Source organism: Paraburkholderia sp. RL17-383-BIF-A, from assembly GCF_046028015.1.
In the GTDB taxonomy this organism is placed as follows: domain Bacteria; phylum Pseudomonadota; class Gammaproteobacteria; order Burkholderiales; family Burkholderiaceae; genus Paraburkholderia.
This window is the reverse complement of sequence record NZ_JARESR010000020.1, coordinates 1-22,828: the sequence shown is the minus strand read 5'-3', so window position 1 is coordinate 22,828 and position 22,828 is coordinate 1. Positions and strand designations below refer to the sequence as shown.

The following is a 22,828-nucleotide window of genomic DNA, read 5'->3' as shown; positions in this document are numbered from 1 at the left end:
AGAGTGGTTGACCACATTGTTCGTCCATCATACGTGCCGGAATTCAGCCTGTAAATAAAAGCACGCTCATTCACTTTCGTTATAAACTGACATGCAACGCCGCCAGACGGAGCATTGGGAATTACCCGGATAACGCGCTTTTCAGCCCTGCCGTGCTGAGGCATTCGGTTGTGTTTTTCCTTATGCGTTGCGCACCTGTTGCGCATAACGGCTTACTTTTTCTACGGGTCTTCTGTCATGCAAGATGCGCTGATCATCAACCCGCGTGATCTCGAGTTCCAGTTGTTCGAAGTGCTCGAAGCGCAGACGCTCACGCAGCGCGCGCGCCATGCCGATCACAGCCGCGAGACCTTCAACGCCGCACTCGAAACCGCGCATGCGGTTGCCGTGGAAAAATTCGCGACGCACAACCGTCTCTCCGATGAACACGAACCGCAGTTCGACGGTCAGCGCGTTACCCTGCCCGCCGAGGTCAAGCAGGCCCTCGACGCATTGCGCGCCACCGGTTTTCTCGCTGCGGGTAAAGACTACGAATGGGGCGGCATGCAGCTGCCCTCGGTGATTTCGTTCGCGTGCCTGTCACTCTTCAAGGGTGCGAACATTGCCACTGCGTCGTATGCCATGTTGACCACGGCGAACGCGAACGTGATCGAACGTTTCGGCAGCGCGGCACAGAAGCGAAAATATCTGCAAGCGCTCTTCGAAGGCCGCGCGTTCGGCACCATGGCGTTGACGGAACCGCAGGCGGGCTCGAGTCTCTCCGATCTCGTCACGAGCGCCACGCCGAATGCGGACGGCACGTATTCGATTCGCGGCAACAAGATTTTCATTTCAGGCGGCGACCACGAACTGAGCGAGAACATCGTGCATCTGGTGCTGGCGCGTATTCCCGGCGCGCCGCCGGGCGTCAAAGGCATCTCGCTCTTCACCGTGCCCAAATTCCACGTCAACGAAGACGGCACGCTCGGCGAGCGTAACGACGTCGCGCTCGCCGGACTGATTCACAAGATGGGCTGGCGCGGCACGACGTCGACCATGCTGTCGTTCGGCGAACACGGTCAATGCATCGGCGAACTGGTGGGCGAAGCGCACCAGGGTCTCGCCGCCATGTTCCACATGATGAACGAGGCGCGCATCGGCGTCGGTCTAGGCGCGGTCATGCTCGGCTACCGCGGCTATCTGGCCTCGCTCGATTACGCACGCGAACGGCCGCAAGGGCGTCGTCCCGACAACAAGAACCCACTCGATCCACAAGTGCCGCTGATCGAACACGCCGACGTGCGCCGCATGCTACTCGCACAAAAAGCCTATGTGGAAGGGGCTTATGCGTTGTGCCTGTACGCGGCGCGTCTCGTCGATGAACAGAACACCGGCGAGAGCGACACGGCACGCGCCGAAGCGGGCCTGCTGCTCGACCTGCTGACGCCGGTGGTGAAATCCTGGCCGTCCCAATGGTGTCTGGAAGCGAACAGCCTGGCGATCCAGATTCACGGCGGCTACGGCTATACGCGTGAATACCCGGTCGAGCAGTTCTATCGCGACAATCGCCTGAACATGATTCACGAAGGCACCCACGGCATCCAGGCCATCGATCTGCTCGGCCGCAAGGTGACGATGAAACAGGGCGCCGCGCTCGGCCACCTGGCACGTGAGATCCAACGCACGATCGATGCGGCGCGCGAGCATGCACCACTGCATGCGCACGCCGCTGCGTTGGGCGAAGCATGGACCGACCTGACTGCCACGATCGAAGCACTGCTGCCCGCGTTGGCTCAAGACAGCGAACGCGCACTCGCCAACGCGAATGCGTTTCTCGAAGCCTTCGGCCATATCGTGATCGCATGGACGTGGCTGCGGCAAGCGATCGTCGCCAGCGCCGGACTGAGCGCATCGCATACCGAGGCAGACGCGGACTTCTATCGCGGCAAGCTGCATGCGTGCCAGTGGTTCTTCCGCTGGGAACTGCCGCGCGTCGCGTTGATGCTAAAGACGCTGCGGGCTTTGGATGACACCACGCTCAGCATGGCGCCGAACTGGTTTTAGGCGCTGCGGCGCCGGCGAATTTGCAGCCCGAATCGCGTAAGCAGACTTGCTCGATGCCATCAGCAACAGCCAGCGCAATGTTGGCCTGAACCGCTCCCCATGCGGCGCTCCAGCCAGTTTTTCCAGCATGAGCGCGTGCGCTGGAGTATTGTTTAAGCGCGCCGGGAGCGACGCGGCATGACTCTTCTACAAGACAGAGTGCTCCTCGTGGGCGGCAAAGTGCTCGCAAGCGCGTGGTTTTTTGCATGCAACAAAGCGACATCAACTTTTCGAGGATGGAGAAAACGTGAAAACAGTCAATCTTTTGAAGGCGCTGGGCATCGCATTGTGTGTGGCAACTGCGTCCAGCGCCTATGCCCAGTCGAGCGATGCGGCGCCGTCCGCCGACGCGTCGGCGCCCAGCGCCAAAACGGTCAAGAAGGCGGACCGCTCGCTGGGTCTGCAGGTGCGCAAGGCTCTGTCGAAAGCGCAGGGTTTTGACGTGTCGAACGTGTTTGTCCGGGCGCGCGGTGGCGTAGTCACGCTGACGGGATCGGTGCCCGACGGCGCGCAGATTCCGCAGGCGGAGGAAGTGGCAAAGAATGTGGCGGGTGTGAAGTCGGTGAATAACAAGCTGACTATCGGCACCCAGGGCGGCGGAGGTTAAGCGCCTCTTCTGTCACCCGGTGAGTTGCCTGGTGACCACAGGCGGCGCCGCTCGTCGCTCAATGAGAGCGTGAGGCGCCGCCTGTCGTCCTGGTATTTGAAACTCAGCGTCGCAGTGGGACTTGCGTCACGCGAGCTTGCAGCCAACCTGATCGCACGGCGTATCTGCCCGAGGTCCGCTCGCCACACTAAGCTCGCACGATGCCTGCCAACGGCCGCCCCGCCGCCGTCTGGCCAAACAGCACAGCCGCCGTACGCTGTGGATCGAGTCCGAGGCTTTCACTCGCAGTGCCGGCGATCAGCGCATCGAGCGAAGTCGTTGGTTTGAGATCGCGCGCTTCGTAAAGGTTGTGAGGCGCGAGACCCGGCCAGTCGGCGATCACTCGTCCGCCCCGCACCGAGCCGCCCAGCACCATCGCCACCGAGCCCGTGCCATGATCGGTGCCGCCCGTGCCGTTGGCCGCGGCGGTTCTGCCGAACTCCGTCGCGACCAGCACGGTGGTCTTGCTCCACAATGGACCCATGCCGTCGCGCAACGCGGCGAGCATCGTATCGAGCGCCTTCAACTGATTGGCGAGGCGTGCGTTCTGCGCGCTATGTGTGTCCCAGCCGCCGGTTTCGATCATCGCGATGCGTGGGCCGTTCTCGCGCGCCAGGAAGCCGGCAGCGAGCTTGCCGAGGCTCGCCGGATCCTGGCGCGCGCCGGCGTCGCCGGCAAGGCCGCGCGCGGTCATCGCCGACTCCCACAACGGGCGCAACTGCGCGTCCTGGTCGTAGAGTTGCGAAACGCGCGCGAGCAGATCATCGGGCGCTTGCGGCAACGCCGAGGGCGCATACGACGTCACACCCGCCGCGCCGCGCAACGCCATCGGCACGGTCGGCGCGAATGCAATCGCATTCTCGCGCGTGGCGGGCAACTGCGTGACGAGCCGGTTCAGCCAGCCGTCTTTCATCTGATACGGCGACGTACCGCCGGTCTCGAGCACGTTCTGTCCGTCGAAGTGCGAGCGGTCCCGATACGGCGACGCCACCGCGTGTACGAACAGCGCCTGCTGGTCCGCATACATCGCGCCGATCTGCGCCATCGCTGGATGCAAAGCGAAGGTGCCGTTCAGACGCGGCGCGTTCGAGGTGTCGATGGCGAGCGCGCCACGCAGTGTGGCGTAGGCGGGTTCGGCGTAGGGGACGACGATGTTCAGACCGTCGGCGGCGCCGCGCTGGATCACGAACACGAAGCGGCGCTCGGTGGCGACGCTTGCGAACGCGATCCGCGGCGACACGAGCATCGCGCCCGCGCCGGCAGCGGCGACGCTCAGAAACTTGCGGCGTGACAGCATGGCATTCATCTCCGTTGGAAATCCGGCGAGACCAGTAACAGCGCGATCGCCGTGGACGCACTTTCAGCGCGAGACACCGCAGTCGCCGTCGGCGCACTGAGCGAACCGGCGAACCAGGTCTGGCCGAGCGAGCGGGCGTCGAGCCGGTCGCCGACACGCGCGGCGAAACGCTGCGCCACTTCGACCCGGCGCACGAGCGCGTCGGGCGCGGCCCAACTTGCCGCGATGTCGTCGTAGCCGGCCGGCGACCCCGGCCGCCACACCGGCTGGCCGAGCTGGGTAAGAATCGGGGCCGCCTGCTGGCTGCCGAGGTCGCGCCAGCCGAGTCCGCGCATCGACGAAATGGTCCATTCCCATGGCGTCTTGAACTTCACGGCAGTGGGCGACCACGCTTGCGGCATTTCGATCAACGCCCGGTACACGGCCGGCAGATCGCCGCCGCTGCGCTCGAACGCACTGGCGAGCCGCTCGCTCACGCCGGGCGGAGGATTGTCAGCGACAAAATGACGGGCCAGTTTGCCGCCGATATGCCGCGCGGTCGCAGGCGCACTTGCGAGGTCATGCAGGATGGCGAGCGCCTGCTCTTCTCCGGGCTGGTCGTAGCGGCGGCCCATGAGGGTCCGCGAGCCAGGCTCATGCAGTGCGGCGCGAAACACGAAGGTGCCCGGCGCCGCGCTCTGCCGCATCGCTATCCGGCCCGCGTTGCCGACATTGGCCGGGTTGCCCGCGACACTCCAGCCCGTTAGCGCGCGGGCAAATTCGGTGACATCGTCCTGGGTGTAGCCGCTGCGCACGCCGAGCGTGTGCAGTTCCATGATCTCGCGCGCCAGGTTTTCGTTCAGGCCGCGTTTGCGATCCGGATTACGCTGTGCGGCACGCAGGGCCGCCATGCTGTCCGGCCCTACCGAGCGCGTCTGGTCGAGAAACAGTTGCATGGCCGGATGACGTTCCACGGCCACCAGCATGTCTTCAAAGCGACCCAGCACATGCGGACGAATTGCTTCGGCCTCGAATGCGCCCGCCAGTGCGGCGACGCCCGGCTTCTCGGTGGATATCGCGAAGTGGTTGGCCCAGAAATGCACGAGCCGCTCGACGAACGGCGTCGGCGTGGTCAATGCACTCGTCACCCGGGCATTCACGGATGAGCGGTACAGGTCGAGTATTTCACCACGCATGGCTTTTCGTTCGGCTTGTCTCGCAGTTTGAGCGTTTGCCTGGGTCGCGGCTTGGGCGTTGGCTTGCGCGTTAGCTCGGGAGCTGGATTGCGCGTCGCGTTGAGCGTTTGTTCTCGCCTCAGGCTGCGCCGAATTGCGCCCGATCGCGGATTGGCTCGCCGCGCCCTCGCCCGCATTCTGGCGAGCCTGCTGGGTGAACTGCATGCGCTGCTGCAGCAACTCGGTTGAAAGCGCCACCGAGTCCGGCTGACTCGCCCACGCGGCCGGCCGCGCCTGGTACTGTTCGAGCTGGGCGAGTAGCCACGCTTTCGGGTCGGCGGGAGGCGTATCGTCGGCGCGCGCGCCCAGGCCGAAGCGATTCAGCGCGATCGCTGCCGCGTTCAGGTTCGGTGAGTTGGCCATACCATCCTCTTCGGCTTTGGATAGTCTTTAAACGGCTGCCTCGGGCAAATCCGTCGCGAACGCCCGCGCTGTGTGGCTGTTTTTTGCTGTTGCTTCTTAATCGCCAGAAGCTTCGCTCGATGCCTGATTTGCCGGCTTCTTCGCACTCGCCGCCGGCTGGGGTTCGCGCCACTGCCCGCGCAGTTTCAGGCTGTCGGCGAACCGGACACGCTCCTCGGGCGACAACGTCGCCGCGAAATCCGCCACACTGCCTTCCACTTGCGCGCGCAGGCGGCTGTCCGCGTCGCGCGTGCGGGCGAGCGCGGCATCGAGCGCCGCGCGATCGAACTGTGGGGCCGCCAGCAGACGCAACACGTCGCGACGCCCTTCACGACCGTCGCGAGCATATTGCCGGCCTTCGCGGCGGGCGTCCCTCAGGCTGTCGACGAAAGCCTTCTGGCGGTCGGCGGACAGCGTTTGCGCCGCGAAGCGCAGCGCGCGCTGTTGCGCCAGCACCGGCGCCACCGCGCCGCGCGCGGCAAACCATTGATAAGCACCACCGACGATCGCGCCCACCAGAAACACGTTCAGCACCAGCGAGGCGACCAGCACGATTTTCCAGGTCCGGCCGTTCATTCGTCGCTCCAATCGGCGGACGAACCACCAAAGCTCGAAGTTAAATAGGATGACTCATGGACTGGCGAGACCTGCTGCGCCGCGCCCGCCAGAACGAAGAACGACACCGCAAGCGCGCCGGCCACGCCGCCCATCAGTCCAACGCCCGCTATCGCCGCGCCCGACCACCACAAGCGCCGCCGTGGCACAGTCCGGCGACCCGGCGCAGCGTCCAGCACGCGCTCGAACAGGGCCGCGCCGGGCGGGGTGACCTTGTCGGCGGCGAGCCATGCATCGACGCCGGCCGCCTGCGCGAGCAACGCGTCGGCTTGCTCGCGATGCGCTTCGGCCCACGCCTGTGCCGCCGCGCGGTCCTGTTGCGGCCAGCGGCGCGGCTCGGCACCGTAGGCCTCGACGATCTGATGGAATCTTTCGGGCGTCATGACTTGTCCTTGCTAAGGCCGCTGCCGGCCAGTTGAGCACGCAGATTGCGGCGCGCGCGGGCCAGCAGACTTTCCAACGCATCGACGGTGATGCCCATCAGGGCCGCGGCATCGATGTTCGACATTTCCTGGTAGTAGTTGAGCACGAGCGCCTCGCGCTGCCGTGGCGGCAACGCCGCGAGTGCGTCGCGAACCCGCTGCTCCTGCGCACGTGCTTCGAGACCTACCTCGGGAAGCGCGGCGGGATCGATTTCTTCCGGCATCTCGTCGTGCGGATCTTCACGCCGACCGCGCAGCCGGTCATAGCAGAGATTGAGCGCGACGCGATGAATCCACGTGTCGAATTTCGCCTCCCCTTCCCGCCAGCGCGACGCCTGTTTCCAGATCCGCACGAACACCTCCTGCGCCACGTCTTCCGCTTCCATGCGATCGCCCAGCATGCGCGTGGCGAGCGCCAGCAGACGCGGCAGCTTGCGCGAGACGAGCGAACGGACGGCGGCCGGATCTTGCCGGCCGATCTGTTCGAGCAGTTCCGCGTCGGGATCGCGTTCGCTCAAGGCAAGACGCTCCGCGGCGCGAGTTCATCGCACCACATGGACCGCGTCGCAAGACGAACCTCGGTCACCTGGTGCCGCTCCTTTCGAGGCATCTCATGCGGGCTTCCCCTCATTCGGATCGTTGTGCGCGCACCTGATCGAACAGCGCGCGGATCGCGGAGACGGCGTCTTGCCGTCCCCGTCCATGGTCAATATACGACGACCGCCGGCCGATAGTAGGCCGGCCGCGCGGGATACACCACACAGCCGGCGAGCGTGGCCGCCAGCAGCATTATCAGAAGCGTTTTCATAGCGATCCGCCTGAGTGAAGAATGCAGCACGTCACGGAACGTCGAGCGCAGAAGCGCCCTCCGGTCATGCCCAGTGGCCTTCGATCCAGCGCCAGTTGGGCCCGCGCTGCACCCAATGCCCAGGCACCCAGTGATAACCGACGCGCACCCGCTGCCAGTGGCCGGGCACCCAGACATACCGCCCCTGATCCCAACGCCAGCGGCCTTGATCCCATACATAACCGGCGCGCGGTGCCGGTACCACTTCCACGCGAGGCGGCGGCGGCGCCATCGGCGCGACGATCACGGCCTGCGCGAAGGCCGGCGCGGCCGTGAGCGAGGCGGCGCAGGTCAGCGCGGCCGTCAGCACGGAGGTGAAAAGACGAACGGGTTTGGTGGATGTCATGCTGGTTTCTCCCATGAAAGCCGAGGCCGCAAGCGGCTTCGTTTCTTCTTGAACGCAGCGGCGGGAAAAACCCGTCGCTGCGCGTCGTTTGAAAAATTCAAAAGGGAAGAAGGATGCGTGAAAACTCGCGCTGAGACGCGAGACGCAGAGTCGCAGCCGTTCGCGCATCGCTTGTGGCGTCAGCAGAACGACAGCAAGCGTTATGCAAATGAATAAAAAACGATGCCTTCGGTAAGGCGCGCGAGCCGGTGAGGTATCCTTGCCGGTTCCGCAACCTCTGCACCTCCCCTGCCCGATGGCCGATTTCCCTTTCGACGCCGTACTCTTCGACTGCGACGGCGTGCTCGTCGATTCCGAACCCATCACCAACCGTGTGCTCACCGAAATGCTCGGCGAGCTCGGCTGGCCATTGAGCGTCGAAGAGACGATGCGTATTTTCGTCGGCAAAGCCGTCAGGGACGAAGCCGCGCTGATCGAAGCGCGCACCGGCTTTGCGATCACGACTGACTGGCTCATGCAGTTTCGCGCGCGCCGCAATGCGGCGCTGGATCTCGAACTGAGCGCGATTTCCGGCGCGCCTCTGGCTGTGCGCGAGTTGCATGCGTCGCTCGATGGACGCATCGCGGTCGCATCCGGCGCGGACCGGATCAAGGTCGAACTGCAACTCGTGAAGGCCGGGATACTCGATTGCTTCGAAGGACGCATTTTCAGCGGCCACGAAATGCCCCGCAGCAAGCCCTATCCCGATGTGTACCTCGCCGCGGCTGCCGGTCTTGGCGTGGACCCGGCGCGCTGTGCCGTGGTCGAAGATACCGTGACGGGCGCGACGGCGGGGGTTGCAGCGGGCGCCACGGTGTTCGGCTATTGCCCGGTCGAACTCGGCCACAGCAGCGCGACCGCGTTGCACGGCGCCGGTGCCGTGCACGTGTTCAGGGACATGGCCGAGCTTCCCGCCTTGCTCGCGGGATGGCGCAGCGTCTCGCGCTAACTGCCGCGGCTACTCGAACGCCGGATCGATCGGCACGCGGTAGCCTACCGCGAGCCGGTTTGTTTCGTTGGCCATGCCCACTACCGCGAGCAATTCGCCGAACATCTCGTCGGTCATGCCGGCGCGGCGCGCGGCCGCCGTATGGCTCGCCACGCAGTAGCCACAGTTGTTCGTCACGCTCACCGCGACGTAGAGCAGTTCCTTGATCAGCGGATCGAGTGCTCCGGGCGCCATCACATCCTTCAGACTCTCCCACGTGCGCGCGAGCGTAGGCGGATGTTGGGCGATGTACTTCCAGAAATTGTTGACGTCTTCGACCTGACGGGTCTGTTTGATATCGTCGTAGACGGCTTTGACTTCCGGCGACGCCGCGGAATACTCGACGGCTTTGAGCTGGCTCATGGGTTCTCCCTACCTTGCTGACGAAAATCGGCGAACTGCGCGCGCCATGCGCGCGGTTCATGGTGGCCGTCTATTGTGCCGTGATTTTCCGCGGACTTCACGCCTGTACGCCTCGCCAACAGAAGTCGGCGAACCGCCGACACCAGCCTGCAGCCAGTTGGCCGGCTTCCATCACACATGCCTCGAAAGATCGCGCAGACGCACGCGGCACGCCGCTTTGACGCCGATGGCACGGTGTGTGCAATCGATCGGCTTGAGTGCGGCAATCACCGTTCTCTTCGATCCACTCACTCCGTTGGAGATCCACCATGAAAACGCTCGTCCTCAAAGACCTGGCCCGTACCGAAGACCTCGACCGTGCGGCGTCGCTATCCATTCGCGGCGGCATGGCTTGCCTGACTCGTGAAGCGCCGTCCGTGTGCCCCGGCGAATTGCAGCCGGTGTTCGTTCGACGCGGTTGGAATCCGTGTCCGCCGGTTCATCCCGGCTGCGGACCGGTCTACTTCCCGTTTGGCAAGCTGCCGTCGCATTCGGAACCGACCATCGTGCCGCTGTAATGCGCCGGCACGGCCCGATGGAAGCGGCGTGGAAAGCCTGCGCCGTGGCGTGGCGAGTGCGCGAGTCTGAGCGCCTCCGTCACGCCGCCTGACGCGCTATCGGCTCCTGTCTCGCTGCCTCAGTGTCTGGCCGCTTGCACTGTCTTCGACCAGCCAGCCGCCGGCCATCAACACCTCACGCAAACGGTCTGCTTCGGCCCATTGCTTCGCCGCGCGTGCTTTTGCGCGTTCGTCCGCCAAGGCCGCCATATCCGCGGGAATCTCCAACGCATCATCGTCTCGCCAGTCGGCGAGACCCAAGCCGAGCACGGCATCGAAGCGATCGACTGTCGCCCTTCGCGTCGCCGCCGGCAGATCGCTTCTGACCACATCCCATAACACCGCGAGCGCGCGCGGCAGGTTCAGGTCGCAATCGACCTCGGTCTTGAAGCGCGCGACGCTTTGCGCGTCCGGTGTGCCGCCTTGCGGCCATTTCACATAGGTTCTGCGCAAACGATCCAACGCGGCTTGTGCGGCGTCCAGCGCGGCGTCGTTGAAACGCAGGCTGCTTCGGTAGTGCGCACCAAGGCATAGATAGCGGTACGCAAGCGGATCGTTGCCGCGCTCGATCAACGTCTGCAAGCGCACGAAATCGCCGCTCGACTTCGACATCCTGCCCGCGTCCAGCAAAAGGAAATGGCCGTGCATCCAGAAGTTGGCAAGGCGCGTGCCGTGGCGTGCCTGGGTCTGCGCGATCTCGTTGCTGTGATGCACGGGAATGTGATCTTCGCCGCCGCAATGAATGTCGAACCACGGCCCCAGATATTTCGCGGACATCGCCGAGCACTCGATATGTCAGCCGGGAAAACCGCGCCCCCACGGGCTTTCCCACTCCATTTGCCGGGCGGCGCCGGGCGGGCTGAACTTCCATAGCGCGAAGTCGGTCGCGTGCCGTTTTTCGCCGGAGGCAACACGTTTTCCCGCCTGCAAGCCCGCCACGTTCAGACGCGCCAGATAGCCGTAATCATCTTGCCGGCTCGTGTCGAAATAGATGCCGTCGACAGTGCGATACGTGTACCCGTTACGTTCGAGATCCGCGATAAAGTCGATCTGTTCGGCGATGTGATCGGTCGCACGGCACCACACGGCAGGCTCCAGAAGGTTGAGTGCGCGCCAGTCGTTCATGAACGCCGCCGTATACCGCGCGGCGATCGCCCAGGCCGACTCGCCGGTGCGGCGGCTGCCCTTCTCCATCTTGTCTTCGCCTTCATCCGCATCGGAAACCAGATGGCCGACGTCGGTGATGTTGACCACATGTCTCACGGTATAGCCGTCGAGCATCAACGCGCGCCGTAGCACGTCTTCGAACACGTAGGTCCGGAGATTGCCGATATGCGCGTGGTCGTACACGGTCGGCCCGCAACCATACAAGCCGACATGATCGGGATGAATCGGCGTGAATTCGCGCACGGCGCGCGACCAGGTGTCGTACAGACGAAGCGGCATGAGATTCCTCCCGGCACTGGGTGGTCAAGCGTGTTCAAAAGCAAAAAGGCCACCGGTCGTGTGACGGGTGGCCTCAGGGATACGGACGTGTGCAGATCGACTCGCTAGGCGCAAGCTCCCCTCGGCAGGCCGTAACAGCATGCGCGCAAAGAATGCGGACGGGAGGGGACAGTAGCGTTCATGGAAACGATGCTAACGCGGGTTGACGGGTCCGGTCAATCGTCCGGGTCGCCCGAACGGATAACGCGCATGCGCCCGCCACGACAAAAAACCCCGCAAGACTTTAGCCTTGCGGGGTTTCTTTCCGATCGATCCAACTATCGGTCTAGCGGGACATCATGTGCATGCTGACGTTGTGCATGACCCACAACGTGCCGCCGATCACGATGATCGCGGTGAGCACCGTGAAGGCAAACGCCATCACATTCCAGCGCTGCTCGGACGACGTATTCATGTGCAGGAAGAAAATCAGGTGCACGACGATCTGCACGAACGCGAGGCCCGCAATCGCGAGCAACGCATGCTCGCCCGTCAACGTCCCCGTCATGACGAGGCCGAAAGCCGCGACCGTCAGAATGACGGAGAGAATGAAACCCGTCGTATAGCTGCCGATGCTGCCGTGACTTTCGCCTGCGTGTGCGTTATGGCTATGGTCCATTTAGATCACGCTCGCAAGATAGACAAAGGTGAAGACGCCGATCCACACGACGTCCAGAAAGTGCCAGAAAAGGCTCAGGCACGTCAGGCGAATCATGTCGCGTTCAGTCAGGTCGCGATGGCTGATCACCTGAATGGCGAGCACCACCATCCAGATCAGGCCGCACGTGACGTGCAAACCGTGCGTGCCGACCAGCGTGAAGAACGACGACAGGAACGCGCTGCGGCTCGGGCCGGCGCCTTCGGCGATCAGGTGCGAGAACTCGCGCAGTTCCAGTACGAGAAACGTGAGACCGAGCAGGAAGGTCACGGCGAGCCAGAACAGCAACACGCCCTTGCGCTTCTTGTGCGCGCCGAGCATCGCGAAGCCGTACGTAATGCTGCTCAGGAGCAGCATCGTCGTTTCGAGCGCTACGCCCAGAATCTCGAACAGATCCTTGCCGCTCGGGCCACCCGCGAACTGGTGGCTCATCACCGCGAACACGGCGAACAGCGCCGCGAAGATGATGCAGTCGGTCATCAGATACAGCCAGAAACCGAACACCGATTGCGACGGCACGTGGTCCGCGTCGTGATGCGAGCCGGCATCAATAGTCTTGGTTAACATCACTCCACCTCCAACGCGACCCGCGCACCAGCGCCAGAGCGTTTCTCTTCGATCTCCGCGACCGTAGCGGCCGGGATGTAATAGCCTTCGTTCTTCTGGAAGCTGTAGACGATCACGGTGCCGACCGCGCCGACCAGGCCGACGATCGCGAGCCACCAGATGTGCCAGACAGCGGCGAAACCGAGCACCAGCGAGAACAGACCGGCAATCACACCCGCCGACGTATTCGACGGCATATGAATGTCGCGGTACACCGGCTTCGCTTCCTTACCCTTGCGCGACTTCATGTCGGTGAACGCGTCGAGCTTGTGTACCGTCGGAATGATCGCGAAGTTATAGACCGGCGGCGGCGAGCTCATTGCCCATTCCAGCGTGTGGCCGTCCCACGGATCGCCCGTGAGGTCGCGATTCTGCGGCAGATTGCGGTCGCGAATGCTGACGACGATCTGCAACACCTGCAACGCGATACCGATAGCGATCAGCGCAGCACCACCAGCGGCCAGAATCAGCCACGGGTGCCACAGCGGGTTGTCATAGTGGTTGATACGGCGCGTCATGCCCATGAAGCCGAGCACGTACAGCGGCGTGAACGCCACCCAGAAGCCGATCTGCCAGAACCAGAACGATGCCTTGCCCAGCTTTTCGTTCAGCTTGAAACCGAACGCCTTCGGGAACCAGTAGTTGAAACCGGCCAGATAACCGAACAGCACGCCACCAATGATCACGTTGTGGAAGTGAGCAATCAGGAACAGGCTGTTGTGCAGCACGAAGTCCGCGCCCGGGATTGCCATCATCACGCCGGTCATACCGCCGATCGTGAAGGTAATCATGAAACCGATGGTCCACAGGATCGGCGGCGTAAATGTCAGACGGCCCTTGTAGATCGTAAACAGCCAGTTGAACACTTTCACGCCGGTCGGAATCGCAATCACCATGGTGGCGATACCGAAGAACGCGTTGACGTCCGCGCCCGAACCCATCGTGAAGAAGTGATGCAGCCACACGAGGAACGACAGCACCATGATCGCGCAAGTCGCCCACACCATCGTCTTGTAGCCGAACAGCGGCTTCTTGGCGAAGGTCGCCACGACTTCCGAGAAGATACCGAACGCCGGCAGGATCAGGATGTACACCTCGGGGTGACCCCACGCCCAGATCAGGTTCAGGTACATCATGGCGTTGCCGCCACCGTCGTTCGTGAAGAAGTGCATGCCGAGGTAGCGGTCCAGACCCAGCAACGCGAGCGTCACGGTCAGAATCGGGAACGACGCCATGATCAGTACGTTGGTGCAAAGCGCGGTCCACGTGAACACCGGCATCTTCATGAACGTCATGCCCGGTGCGCGCATCTTCACGATAGTCGCGAAGAAGTTCACGCCGGTCAGCAAGGTGCCGATACCGGAGAGCTGCAAGCTCCACAGGTAATAGTCGACCCCGACACCCGGACTGAACTGCAATTCGGAGAGCGGCGGATAAGCCAGCCAGCCGGTTTGCGCGAATTCACCGATCACGAGCGAGATGTTGATCAGGATCGCGCTGACCGCGGTCATCCAGAACGAGAGCGAGTTGATGAACGGGAACGCGACGTCGCGTGCGCCGATCTGCAACGGCACGATGATGTTCATCAGGCCGATCATGAAGGCCATCGCCATGAAGAAAATCATGATGACGCCGTGCGCCGTGAACACCTGGTCGTAGTGATGCGGCGGCAGGTAGCCCGGGTTCGCATAAGCGAGCGCCTGTTGCAGACGCATCATGATCGCGTCAGCAAAGCCGCGGAACAGCATGATCAGCGCGACCACGATGTACATCACGCCAAGCTTCTTGTGGTCCACCGACGTGAGCCACTCGGTCCACAGATAGCGCCACTTGCCGAAATAGGTGATCAGACCCAGGACCGTCGCACCGCCGAGGGCGATCATCACGGCCGTCACCATGATGATCGGCTCGTGGTACGGAATCGAGTCTAGTGAGAGTTTGCCGAACATGCGTTACCCCTTACCCTTTGGCGCACAGTTGGCGTCCTTCATGTTGTCGAGGACGTTACCGTTGTTGTATCGGGCAATGATGTTGTGAAAGAGCTTCGGATCGACCGTGGAGAAATAGCGCACAGGCTCCTTCTCGGTCGGCGCGGATACCGTCTGGTAACGGTCCATGCTGAGGTTGTCCGACGAAGCGCGCACTTTCGCAACCCACGCGTTGAATCCTTCAGGCGTCGTGGCGAGCGCACGGAATTTCATGTCCGAGAAACCCTTGCCGCTGAAGTTCGCCGCGGTGCCCGCGTAGTCGCCGGCTTCGTCCGCGATCAGATGCAGACGCGTTTGCATACCCGCCATTGCGTAGATCTGGCCGCCGAGTTGCGGAATGAAGAACGAGTTCATCACCGTGTCCGACGTGATCACGAAGTTCACCGGCGTGCCGACCGGGAACGCCAGCTGGTTCACCGACGCGATACCGAGGTCCGGATAGATGAACAGCCACTTCCAGTCGAGCGCGACGACTTCGACGTTGATCGGCTTCACGTTCGACTCGAGCGGCTTATACGGATCGAGTTCGTGCGTGGTTTTCCACGTCAACACGGCGAGGAACAGAATGATCAGCGTCGGAATCGTCCAGATGGCGATTTCGATACCCGTGGAATGCACCCAACCCGGACGGTATTCCGCGTTCTTGTTCGACGCGCGGTAACGCCACGCGAACAGCAGCGTCAGCGCAATCACCGGAACGACCACGATCAGCATGGCCCAGGTGGACGTGGCAATCAGCTCACGTTCCGCCAGACCCACACTCCCCTTCGGATTCAGAATATCGAGGTTGCTGCAACCCGAGAGCAACAACACGAGGCCGGCGGAAAGGAAACTTAACGACCCTCGCAGAGTCTTTCCTTTCATAAGCATGGCCTCTTCTTTACGGCATCAACGAACGTCATTCGACCGCTCTCCCAATAGTAAGCGCTCGCATAATAGAGTGACGATTTGCCGCGATAAACCCTCATTTTTGCAACGATCTATTGCGCCGCAATACCGTGCGACACGTTGCCGCACACCTGTTGCGCAGCTGAACGGTTGCGATGCTCCGTTGCAGAGCATCGGGAAATCCGCGAATCAAAACACCCCTTTAAACAAGCACTAAAACAAACAAAAAGCGACGCGGCCTGAATGGCCGCGCCGCGCATGATACACATAGAGACTTGATGCAGAAAGAACAAACACGCAACGGCCAAGCAAACATTCGCCGGGCGAATGCTGCAACTGCGAAGTCGCCCGTCAATCAGCCCGGCGAGCGCGTCTTCGAAGACACGAGTGCCGGCGCCGCCGCCTGCAGATGCTCGTCGCCTTCAGCAGGCGCAGTCTCCGACGGATGAACCGAGCGCTCCGATTGAGCCAGCAGCGTGCCGACCGACGGATCGATCGCGTCGGTGAACGGCTTCGGATTGATACCGATCGCGAGCACCAGCAATGCCATCGCGCCGAGCAGCACGAATTCGCGCGTGCCGAGATCCTTGAGGTTCGCTACGCGCGCGTTAGCGATCGCGCCGAAGATCACGCGCTTATACATCCACAACGTGTAGGCCGCGCTCAGAATCAAGGTCGAAGCGGCCATTGCGCCGATCCAGAAATTGAAGCGAATCGCGCCCATCAGCACCATGAACTCGCCGACAAAGCCCGACGTGCCGGGCAGGCCGATGTTGGCCATGGAGAACAGCATCACGAAAGCAGCGAAGCGCGGCATGGTGTTGGCGACGCCGCCGTACTCGGCGATCGACGCGGTCTTCGTGCGGTCGTAGAGCATGCCCGTGCACAGCAGCATGGCGCCGGACACCACGCCGTACGACAGCATCTGCACGATCGCGCCGGCCTGGCCGATACGGTTGAATACGAACAGGCCGAGCGTGACGAGACCCATGTGCGCAACGGTCGAATACGCGAGCAGACGGCGCATGTCGGTTTGCACGAGTGCCAGCAGGCTCGCGTAGATCACGGCGACCAGCGAGAGCGTGATCATCATCGGTGCGAAGAAGTGGCTGGCCTGCGGTGCGATAGGCAGCGCGAAACGCAGCAGACCGTAGCCGCCCAGCTTCAGCATGCCGATCATCACGGCAGCGCCGGTCGGACCGTCGAGGTGGACGTCCGGCAGCCACGTGTGCAGCGGCCACATCGGCACCTTCACACCGAACGCGGCGAGAAAGCCGAGGAAGATCAGGACCTGCGGCCAGGTGCCCAGGTGCGTCTCACGCCACAGCGCGAGATCGAAGCTGTGCGTCTGGCTATACAGATACAGCATCGACATCAGCATCATCAGCGAGCCGAGGAACGAGACGAAGAAGAATTTCACCGCGGCATACGAGCGGTTCGATTGTCCCCAGGTGCCGATCAACAGATAGAGCGGGATCAGCGTGGCTTCGAACGAGATGAAGAACAGCATGCCGTCGAGCGACGCGAAAACGCCTTGCATGAAACCCGACAGCATCAGGAACGCCCCGAAGTACTGGGCAGTCCGCTCGGTGATCGACTCCCACGAGGCGACCACGATGATGATCGTGGTGAGCGCGGTCAGCGCGACGAGCCACAGCGAAATCCCATCCACGCCCAGGTGCCAGGCGATATCGAACGTGGGCGACCACCTGACGTTCTCGACGAACTGCATCGACGTGACGTCGTTGCGGAAATTCGACACCAGCGGAATCACCGGCAGGAAACCCGCAACCGCGCCGGTCAGCGCGAGCCACCGGGTGCGACCACGTGCCGCGTCGGATCCGGCGCGCAAAACGACCAGGCCAGCGACAATAGGGATCCAGATAAGAAGGCTAAGAAGAGGCAATGGCATGTGCTCTGTCAAAAACTTGAAGTACAAAACGCCGTATCAACGCCTTCAAAATGCAAGACATTGAAATGGAAATGTAGGCTTGGTTTCGCTGAAATTGACGTCGAAGCGGTGGTTTCCGCTACACGTTTACCCGCAGTCGAATGACCGAGGGTGGGAGATTACCAAGATAAGAATACTTTTGCAGCGCAACAACGCTGAAACGGCGCTGGCAATGCATTGTTGCCCCGCACGCCCTTGCGAAATGGATAAAAATGTGCAGACGCACAAACCCTTTTGCACGCCTGTCGGGCGGCGAATTTACGCGAAAAAGAGCGCAAATAAGAACCCGTTATTGAATTTTGCGGCAGCGCTCCAGCACGTGTTCGAGGGTGGAATAGAAGATGCCTACGCTCGGGGTGCGGAGGACGTGAATTTCCAGCATCCGGAAAAAATTTTGTCCACCGGTGGACAAAAAAATTTTTGATCCGTCACTCTAAATAATCCGGCATGCCGCGCAGAAGAATATCGACGCACCGACCGGTTGCCTGCTTTCCGGGCCTGTCGCGACGCGAGCCGCAAGCTTCAGCGTGGCTTACAGAAGCCGAATATACTTCGGCGGCTCAGGCGCCGATCATCGTGCATGAGTGCGGCGCGTCGGCCGCCTGTCTGGAAGCCGCCCTCGCCGGCCTCACTTTTCGGAAACCGCATGCTGCTTCGTGACGAAGGCGTCGTTCCCGCGCTCGAGTGCCGCGGACTCTGCAAGACATATGGCGCCGGGCGCATTGTGCTGGCGCATCTGGATTTCACGCTCGCGCCCGGTGAGTTCGTTGCGATCATGGGCGATTCCGGCGTCGGCAAATCGACGCTGCTCAATCTCGTGGCAGGTCTCGACAGCGCGGATAGCGGCGATGTGATCATCGACGGCAGCGCTGTTTCGCGTCTGGACGACAACGCGGCAACGCGCCTGCGCCGGCAAAAACTCGGCTTTGTCTTCCAGGCGTTTCACGTGTTGCCGCACCTCACGCTCGCGCAAAACGTGGCGCTGCCCCTCCTGCTCAACGATCTGCCCGCTGCCGCCGCACGCGATATGCTCGCGGCTGTCGGCCTGACCGGACGCGGTGATGACTTCCCGCGCCAACTCTCGGGCGGCGAATTGCAGCGTGTCGCGATCGCGCGAGCGCTCGTGCATCGTCCGAAGCTGATTCTCGCCGACGAGCCCACGGGCAACCTCGACCCCGACACCGCGCACGACGTGCTCGGCCTGTTTCGCGCGCAGAGCAAGGCGACCGGCGCGGCCACGATCATGGTGACGCATTCGGAAGCCGCCGCGGCCGTTGCGGACCGCATTCTGATTCTGAGCGACGGCGGCCTGCACGCTTCGTCCCGGCCGGCCGCGCCCTTCGCTTCCCGCTCCCCGGCGCCTTCCGCCGATGATGTCCGCTGATTCACCGCCGCGTCCCCGGCTGCGCGGACAAGGGCACCGTGTGCTCGCGCGCTGGCTGCTGGGCGCCGAGTGGCGCAGTCACCGCGGGCGCGCACTGGTTGCAATTGCAACGATCGCGCTCGGCGTCGCGCTCGGTTACGCCGTGCAGTTGATCAACAGCGCGGCCTTCAACGAATTCTCCGCAGCAGCCCGCAGCCTGTCGGGCGAGGCCGATCTCCAGGTGCGTGGCGCACAACCTCTGGTGGACGAAGCCATCTATCCGCAACTCGCCAACGCGCCCGATGTCGCGCTGGCCAGCCCCGTGCTCGCGCTCGATGTCACCGTGCCCGAGCGGAGCGCGGCACTGCCGGTGCTCGGCATCGACGTGTTCAAGGCAAGCCGGATTGCGCCCGATCTGACCGGTGTGCCGTCGCCGGATCGGCCATTCGATACGCTCGCGGCCGATACCGTGTTTCTCTCGTCGGCAGCCCAGCAATGGCTCAACGTGAAAACCGGCGACACAGTGGCGCTGCGAAGCGGCACGGCGATCGTGCGTTTGCGCGTGGCGGGTGGCATTGTCAGAACACGGCCCGGTCAGCGGCTCGCGGTCATGGATATCGCCGCCGCGCAGTGGAAGTTCGGCAGAATCGGCAAGCTGTCGCGCGTCGATGTGCAGCTCGAACGCGGCGTCGACAGGGAACGCTTCAGGCGCGATCTGCAAGCGCGGCTTGGCAGCCAGTGGGTCGTATCCGAAACCCGTGACGCCGAAAGCCGCACGGATCGCCTGTCCCACGCGTATCGGATCAATATGAATGTCCTCGCGCTGGTGGCGTTGTTCACCGGCGCGTTTCTCGTGTTTTCGACGCAGGCACTGAGCGTCGTGCGACGCCGCGCGCAGTTCGCCATGTTGCGTGTGCTCGGACTGACGCGCGGTCAACTGCTGCGCCAGATTCTGATGGAAGGCGCACTCCTCGGCCTGCTCGGTTCACTCGCGGGACTCGCGCTCGGCTATGCAATGGCGAGCGGCGCGTTGCATTTTTTCGGCAGTGACCTGGGCGGAGGCTACTTTCCCGGAGTCCAGCCGCAAGTCGGCTTCGAACCGCTGGCGAGCGCATTGTTTCTCGCCCTTGGACTCGCCGTGTCGGTATTGGGCAGTCTTGCCCCCGCGCTGGAAGCAGTGCGTGCGCGGCCCGCCGCGGCCCTCAAGGCAGGCGCGGAAGAAGGCGCGCTGGCGCGGCTCGCCACACCGTGGCCCGCCTTGCTGTGCCTGCTGGCCGCCGCCGTGCTCACGCAGGTGCCACCGTTGTTCGATGCGCCGATTGGCGGCTACGTGGCCGTCGCATTGCTGCTGGTCGGCGGGATTGCGCTGATGCCGCGCGTGACCGCACTCATCTTCGGCGCGGCGAGCCGTACCGTTGCCAGGCGGCGCCGCACTGGCGCGGTCAGCACGCTGGCTTTGGCGCGTCTTGCGAATGCGCCGGGGCACGCTTCGATCGCCATGGGTGGCGTGCTGTCGAGCTTTGCACTGATCGTCGCGATGGCCATCATGGTGGCCAGCTTCCGCGTTTCCGTCGAAGACTGGCTGGTCCATCTGCTCTCCGCCGATCTCTATGTCCGCGTAGCACCAAACGGCGATACCGGCGGTCTGCGGCCCGATGAACAATCCCTGCTGGCAGCCGTGCCCGGCATCAAGACCGCCGCCTTTGCCCGTATCTCGCATCTCGCGCTCGACCCTGCGCGACCCGACGTCGCCTTGCTCGCACGTGAGATCGACGCCGCCGATCCCGGCGCGAATCTGCAGATGACCGGCGCCGCGCTGCCACCTTCCGAATTTCACGCGGAAGAAACACCTGTTTGGGTATCCGAAGCAATAGTCGATCTGTATGGATATAAGTCAGGCCAGCGTGTGCAATTGCCGCTTGGCGAGCGTGGGCATGTGTTCGTGGTGGCCGGCGTATGGCGTGATTATGCGCGGCAGACCGGCGCGATCCAGATACGTCTCGCCGATTACCGGCGCTTGACCGGCGACACGAACGCAACCGATGTGGCCGTCACCGTTCGACCGGGGACGAGCGTCGAGCGGGTTGTCGCGGGGCTGCGCGCACTGCCCTTCGGCGCTTCGCTGGACCTCTCGCTGCCGGGTGAGATTCGTGCGCGCACGCTGGTGATCTTCGACCGCAGCTTTGCGGTCACTTATCTTCTCGAAGCAGTCGCTATCGTGATCGGGTTGTTCGGCGTGGCGGCGACGTTTTCCGCGCAAACGCTCGCACGGGCCCGCGAGTTCGGCATGCTGCGGCATGTCGGCGTGACGCGCACGCAGGTGCTCGGCATCCTTGCGCTCGAAGGCGGCATGCTCACCGCGTGCGGCATTGCTATGGGCTTCGTTCTGGGCTTCGCGATCAGTCTGATCCTGGTGTTCGTCGTCAATCCGCAGTCGTTTCATTGGAGCATGTCGCTGCATGTGCCGTGGACGGTGTTGGGGATCGTCGCGTTGGTCATGCTGGCCTCGTCGTGTTCGACGGCGGTGATAGCGGGACGCGGCGCCGTGTCGGTGGATGCCGTGCGCGCCGTGAAGGAGGATTGGTGATGCAAGTTCTCTCGCGCAAATTGGCGCGGCGGATCAGGCTTATGGCGGCAGCGCGCCTGGATCTCGTTAGCGGAGGGTCTTGCTTGCTCTTGCGGATGCGTGCGACGCGAGTCGCACTTCCAGCTTTCGGTGAAGCCATGTCCAACAACAGCGTGATCGCACGCGAGATGTCATGCGAACCGTCCCTTGACTCCTCCTGGCTGGCCCGTCGGCGCAAAGGCAAGTGGGTTCTCGGATGGCTGTCCGTCGGGACGCTGGCCGTGTCGAGCTCGTTCGCCGCCGTGCCTGAATTCGCCGCGGTAACACCTGACCATGCAATCGCCCTCCCACAGGACAGCGGCGCGCATGCGAGTTTTCGCACCGAGTGGTGGTACGCGACGGGTTGGCTCACTACGCCGGATAATCGGCCGCTGGGTTTTCAGATCACCTTCTTCCGCTCGGCAACCGGCCATGACGACGCCGACCCGAGCGCTTTCGCGCCGGCGCAATTGATCATCGCCCATGCCGCAGTGAGCGATCCAGCGCTCGGCCATCTTGCCCATGATCAGCGCATTGCACGTCAGGGCTTCGGCCTCGCTTACGCGAAGCCAGCCAATACCGATGTCAAACTCGACGCATGGAAAATGATTCGCGCCGCAGACGGTCATTACGACGTCAGTGTCGATGCAAACGGCTTCTCGTTGCATCTCGTGTTGACGCCGACTCAAGCCCCTTTGATTCAGGGCGAACGCGGCTATTCACGCAAAGGTCCGCGGCCTGAGCAGGCGAGCTATTACTACAGTGAGCCGCAATTGCGTGTGACTGGCAGCGTGGTTCGGCCGGTTGTGGCGGGTAATGTGTCGCATGGAGAGACTGCCGTAACGGGCATGGCGTGGCTCGATCACGAATGGTCGAGCACCCTGCTCGACGCAGATGCAGTGGGATGGGATTGGCTGGGCGCCAACCTCGACGACGGCTCTGCGCTGATGGCATTCAAGGTTCGTGGTCGCGATGGACACGCCGTGTGGACGCACGCCGTATTGCGCAAACCCGACGGCGAGGTGACGACGTTCGGCGCCCGCGAGGTGGACTTTGCCCCGCTGCGCACATGGCGCTCGCCGCGCACGAACACATCCTATCCGGTGTCGATGACCGTCAAAACCGGCGCGCTGAAGTGGCGACTTGATCCGCTGATGAACGATCAGGAACTCGATTCAAGACAATCGACGGGCACGATGTACTGGGAAGGTGCGGTGCGGGTGAGTCGCGCAGGCGTGGAGGTGGGACGGGCGTATCTGGAACTGACGGGCTATGCGAAGGCGGTGCGGCTGGGCAGGGAGTGAAGGCGCGGGTTCGCGTGGATAGTTTCGCGCGTATTCCGGGCCGTTTTCCACGTGTTCGTTTGTGTCTGTTCGTGTTCGTCCGCGCCTGCGGGGCGTTTGGCGTTTGCCGTTTGCCGTTTGCCA

Annotated in this window: 20 protein-coding genes and 1 pseudogene; 8 read left to right on the top strand and 13 right to left on the bottom strand. The window is 63.0% G+C overall.

Annotated elements, in window-relative coordinates:
• The first annotated feature begins 237 nt into the window (after nt 1-237).
• Nucleotides 238-2,043, top strand: a complete 1,806-nt coding sequence (locus tag P0D71_RS22045; RefSeq protein ID WP_408298970.1) for an acyl-CoA dehydrogenase — start codon at nt 238-240, stop codon at nt 2,041-2,043.
• A 286-nt stretch (nt 2,044-2,329) separates the two neighbouring features.
• Nucleotides 2,330-2,689, top strand: a complete 360-nt coding sequence (locus P0D71_RS22040) for a BON domain-containing protein (RefSeq protein ID WP_091801595.1) — start codon at nt 2,330-2,332, stop codon at nt 2,687-2,689.
• Nucleotides 2,690-2,876: 187 nt separating this feature from the next.
• Here the strand turns inward: P0D71_RS22040 and P0D71_RS22035 are convergent, their stop codons facing one another.
• From P0D71_RS22035 to P0D71_RS22010, 6 genes are all read right to left on the bottom strand, one after another.
• Nucleotides 2,877-4,025 (bottom strand): DUF1501 domain-containing protein, encoded by a 1,149-nt coding sequence (locus P0D71_RS22035; RefSeq protein WP_408482087.1) that lies wholly within the window; start codon nt 4,023-4,025, stop codon nt 2,877-2,879.
• A gap of 5 nt (nt 4,026-4,030) precedes the next feature.
• Nucleotides 4,031-5,602, bottom strand: coding sequence for a DUF1800 domain-containing protein (locus tag P0D71_RS22030; protein WP_408482085.1), 1,572 nt, complete (start codon nt 5,600-5,602; stop codon nt 4,031-4,033).
• 96 nt (nt 5,603-5,698) lie between these two features.
• Nucleotides 5,699-6,217 (bottom strand): periplasmic heavy metal sensor, encoded by a 519-nt coding sequence (locus tag P0D71_RS22025; RefSeq protein ID WP_408482083.1) that lies wholly within the window; start codon nt 6,215-6,217, stop codon nt 5,699-5,701.
• The gene (locus P0D71_RS22020; protein ID WP_408482082.1) at nt 6,214-6,639 is read right to left on the bottom strand and encodes a hypothetical protein; all 426 of its coding nucleotides are present in this window, start codon (nt 6,637-6,639) and stop codon (nt 6,214-6,216) included. The genes P0D71_RS22025 and P0D71_RS22020 overlap by 4 nt, the downstream gene beginning before the upstream one ends.
• Complete coding sequence (locus P0D71_RS22015; protein ID WP_408482080.1) at nt 6,636-7,196, bottom strand: RNA polymerase sigma factor; 561 nt, start codon at nt 7,194-7,196, stop codon at nt 6,636-6,638. The genes P0D71_RS22020 and P0D71_RS22015 overlap by 4 nt, the downstream gene beginning before the upstream one ends.
• A 354-nt stretch (nt 7,197-7,550) precedes the next feature.
• Nucleotides 7,551-7,871, bottom strand: a complete 321-nt coding sequence (locus P0D71_RS22010; RefSeq protein ID WP_408482078.1) for a YXWGXW repeat-containing protein — start codon at nt 7,869-7,871, stop codon at nt 7,551-7,553.
• A 295-nt stretch (nt 7,872-8,166) separates the two neighbouring features.
• Between P0D71_RS22010 and P0D71_RS22005 the strand changes: the two genes are divergently transcribed.
• Nucleotides 8,167-8,859, top strand: a complete 693-nt coding sequence (locus tag P0D71_RS22005) for an HAD family hydrolase (protein WP_091801612.1) — start codon at nt 8,167-8,169, stop codon at nt 8,857-8,859.
• 9 nt (nt 8,860-8,868) lie between these two features.
• On the opposite strand, the gene P0D71_RS22000 is transcribed toward P0D71_RS22005, so the two are convergent.
• Complete coding sequence (locus tag P0D71_RS22000; protein WP_408482076.1) at nt 8,869-9,261, bottom strand: carboxymuconolactone decarboxylase family protein; 393 nt, start codon at nt 9,259-9,261, stop codon at nt 8,869-8,871.
• A 308-nt stretch (nt 9,262-9,569) separates the two neighbouring features.
• Here P0D71_RS22000 and P0D71_RS21995 point away from each other — a divergent pair, with 308 nt between their 5' ends.
• Nucleotides 9,570-9,818: a hypothetical protein gene (locus P0D71_RS21995; protein WP_091801618.1), complete on the top strand. Its 249-nt coding sequence runs from the start codon at nt 9,570-9,572 to the stop codon at nt 9,816-9,818.
• Between the two features lie 96 nt (nt 9,819-9,914).
• Here the strand turns inward: P0D71_RS21995 and cysS are convergent.
• The 6 genes and pseudogenes from cysS to P0D71_RS21965 form a co-directional block, all read right to left on the bottom strand.
• Nucleotides 9,915-11,303 (bottom strand): annotated as a pseudogene (cysS, locus tag P0D71_RS21990) (cysteine--tRNA ligase).
• Between the two features lie 325 nt (nt 11,304-11,628).
• Nucleotides 11,629-11,961 (bottom strand): cytochrome o ubiquinol oxidase subunit IV, encoded by a 333-nt coding sequence (cyoD, locus tag P0D71_RS21985; protein WP_408482074.1) that lies wholly within the window; start codon nt 11,959-11,961, stop codon nt 11,629-11,631.
• Nucleotides 11,962-12,567, bottom strand: coding sequence for a cytochrome o ubiquinol oxidase subunit III (gene cyoC, locus P0D71_RS21980; RefSeq protein ID WP_408482072.1), 606 nt, complete (start codon nt 12,565-12,567; stop codon nt 11,962-11,964).
• Entirely contained in the window at nt 12,567-14,555 is a 1,989-nt protein-coding gene (gene cyoB / locus P0D71_RS21975; protein ID WP_408482070.1) for a cytochrome o ubiquinol oxidase subunit I, read from the bottom strand. The genes cyoC and cyoB overlap by 1 nt, the downstream gene beginning before the upstream one ends.
• 3 nt (nt 14,556-14,558) lie before the next feature.
• Complete coding sequence (gene cyoA / locus P0D71_RS21970) at nt 14,559-15,458, bottom strand: ubiquinol oxidase subunit II (protein ID WP_091808717.1); 900 nt, start codon at nt 15,456-15,458, stop codon at nt 14,559-14,561.
• 379 nt (nt 15,459-15,837) lie between these two features.
• Nucleotides 15,838-17,394 carry an NADH-quinone oxidoreductase subunit M gene (locus P0D71_RS21965; RefSeq protein WP_408482068.1) on the bottom strand — a complete coding sequence of 519 codons (1,557 nt, stop codon included), beginning with the start codon at nt 17,392-17,394 and terminating at the stop codon, nt 15,838-15,840.
• Nucleotides 17,395-17,473: 79 nt separating this feature from the next.
• On the opposite strand from P0D71_RS21965, the gene P0D71_RS21960 reads away from it, so the two are divergent.
• The 4 genes from P0D71_RS21960 (at nt 17,474) to P0D71_RS21945 (ending at nt 22,705) form a co-directional block, all read left to right on the top strand.
• A complete protein-coding gene (locus P0D71_RS21960; RefSeq protein ID WP_408482067.1) occupies nt 17,474-17,857 on the top strand; it encodes a hypothetical protein in 384 nt (127 codons plus the stop codon).
• 222 nt (nt 17,858-18,079) lie between these two features.
• Entirely contained in the window at nt 18,080-18,817 is a 738-nt protein-coding gene (locus tag P0D71_RS21955) for an ABC transporter ATP-binding protein (RefSeq protein ID WP_408482065.1), read from the top strand.
• Nucleotides 18,807-21,383 carry an FtsX-like permease family protein gene (locus tag P0D71_RS21950; protein WP_408482200.1) on the top strand — a complete coding sequence of 859 codons (2,577 nt, stop codon included), beginning with the start codon at nt 18,807-18,809 and terminating at the stop codon, nt 21,381-21,383. Before P0D71_RS21955 ends, P0D71_RS21950 begins: the two co-directional genes overlap by 11 nt.
• A gap of 137 nt (nt 21,384-21,520) precedes the next feature.
• On the top strand, nt 21,521-22,705 hold the full coding sequence (locus P0D71_RS21945; protein WP_408482063.1) for a lipocalin-like domain-containing protein: 1,185 nt from the start codon (nt 21,521-21,523) through the stop codon (nt 22,703-22,705).
• Nucleotides 22,706-22,828: the final 123 nt, after the last annotated feature.

Coding starts and splice junctions, on each gene's coding strand:
- P0D71_RS22045 (WP_408298970.1), top strand. CDS start 238: ATGCAAGATGCGCTGATCATCAACCCGCGTGATCTCGAGTTCCAGTTG.
- P0D71_RS22035 (WP_408482087.1), bottom strand. CDS start 4,025: ATGCTGTCACGCCGCAAGTTTCTGAGCGTCGCCGCTGCCGGCGCGGGC.
- P0D71_RS22030 (WP_408482085.1), bottom strand. CDS start 5,602: ATGGCCAACTCACCGAACCTGAACGCGGCAGCGATCGCGCTGAATCGC.
- P0D71_RS22025 (WP_408482083.1), bottom strand. CDS start 6,217: ATGAACGGCCGGACCTGGAAAATCGTGCTGGTCGCCTCGCTGGTGCTG.
- P0D71_RS22020 (WP_408482082.1), bottom strand. CDS start 6,639: ATGACGCCCGAAAGATTCCATCAGATCGTCGAGGCCTACGGTGCCGAG.
- P0D71_RS22010 (WP_408482078.1), bottom strand. CDS start 7,871: ATGACATCCACCAAACCCGTTCGTCTTTTCACCTCCGTGCTGACGGCC.
- P0D71_RS22005 (WP_091801612.1), top strand. CDS start 8,167: ATGGCCGATTTCCCTTTCGACGCCGTACTCTTCGACTGCGACGGCGTG.
- P0D71_RS22000 (WP_408482076.1), bottom strand. CDS start 9,261: ATGAGCCAGCTCAAAGCCGTCGAGTATTCCGCGGCGTCGCCGGAAGTC.
- P0D71_RS21995 (WP_091801618.1), top strand. CDS start 9,570: ATGAAAACGCTCGTCCTCAAAGACCTGGCCCGTACCGAAGACCTCGAC.
- cyoD (WP_408482074.1), bottom strand. CDS start 11,961: ATGGACCATAGCCATAACGCACACGCAGGCGAAAGTCACGGCAGCATC.
- cyoC (WP_408482072.1), bottom strand. CDS start 12,567: ATGTTAACCAAGACTATTGATGCCGGCTCGCATCACGACGCGGACCAC.
- cyoB (WP_408482070.1), bottom strand. CDS start 14,555: ATGTTCGGCAAACTCTCACTAGACTCGATTCCGTACCACGAGCCGATC.
- cyoA (WP_091808717.1), bottom strand. CDS start 15,458: ATGAAAGGAAAGACTCTGCGAGGGTCGTTAAGTTTCCTTTCCGCCGGC.
- P0D71_RS21965 (WP_408482068.1), bottom strand. CDS start 17,394: ATGCCATTGCCTCTTCTTAGCCTTCTTATCTGGATCCCTATTGTCGCT.
- P0D71_RS21955 (WP_408482065.1), top strand. CDS start 18,080: ATGCTGCTTCGTGACGAAGGCGTCGTTCCCGCGCTCGAGTGCCGCGGA.
- P0D71_RS21950 (WP_408482200.1), top strand. CDS start 18,807: ATGTCCGCTGATTCACCGCCGCGTCCCCGGCTGCGCGGACAAGGGCAC.
- P0D71_RS21945 (WP_408482063.1), top strand. CDS start 21,521: ATGTCCAACAACAGCGTGATCGCACGCGAGATGTCATGCGAACCGTCC.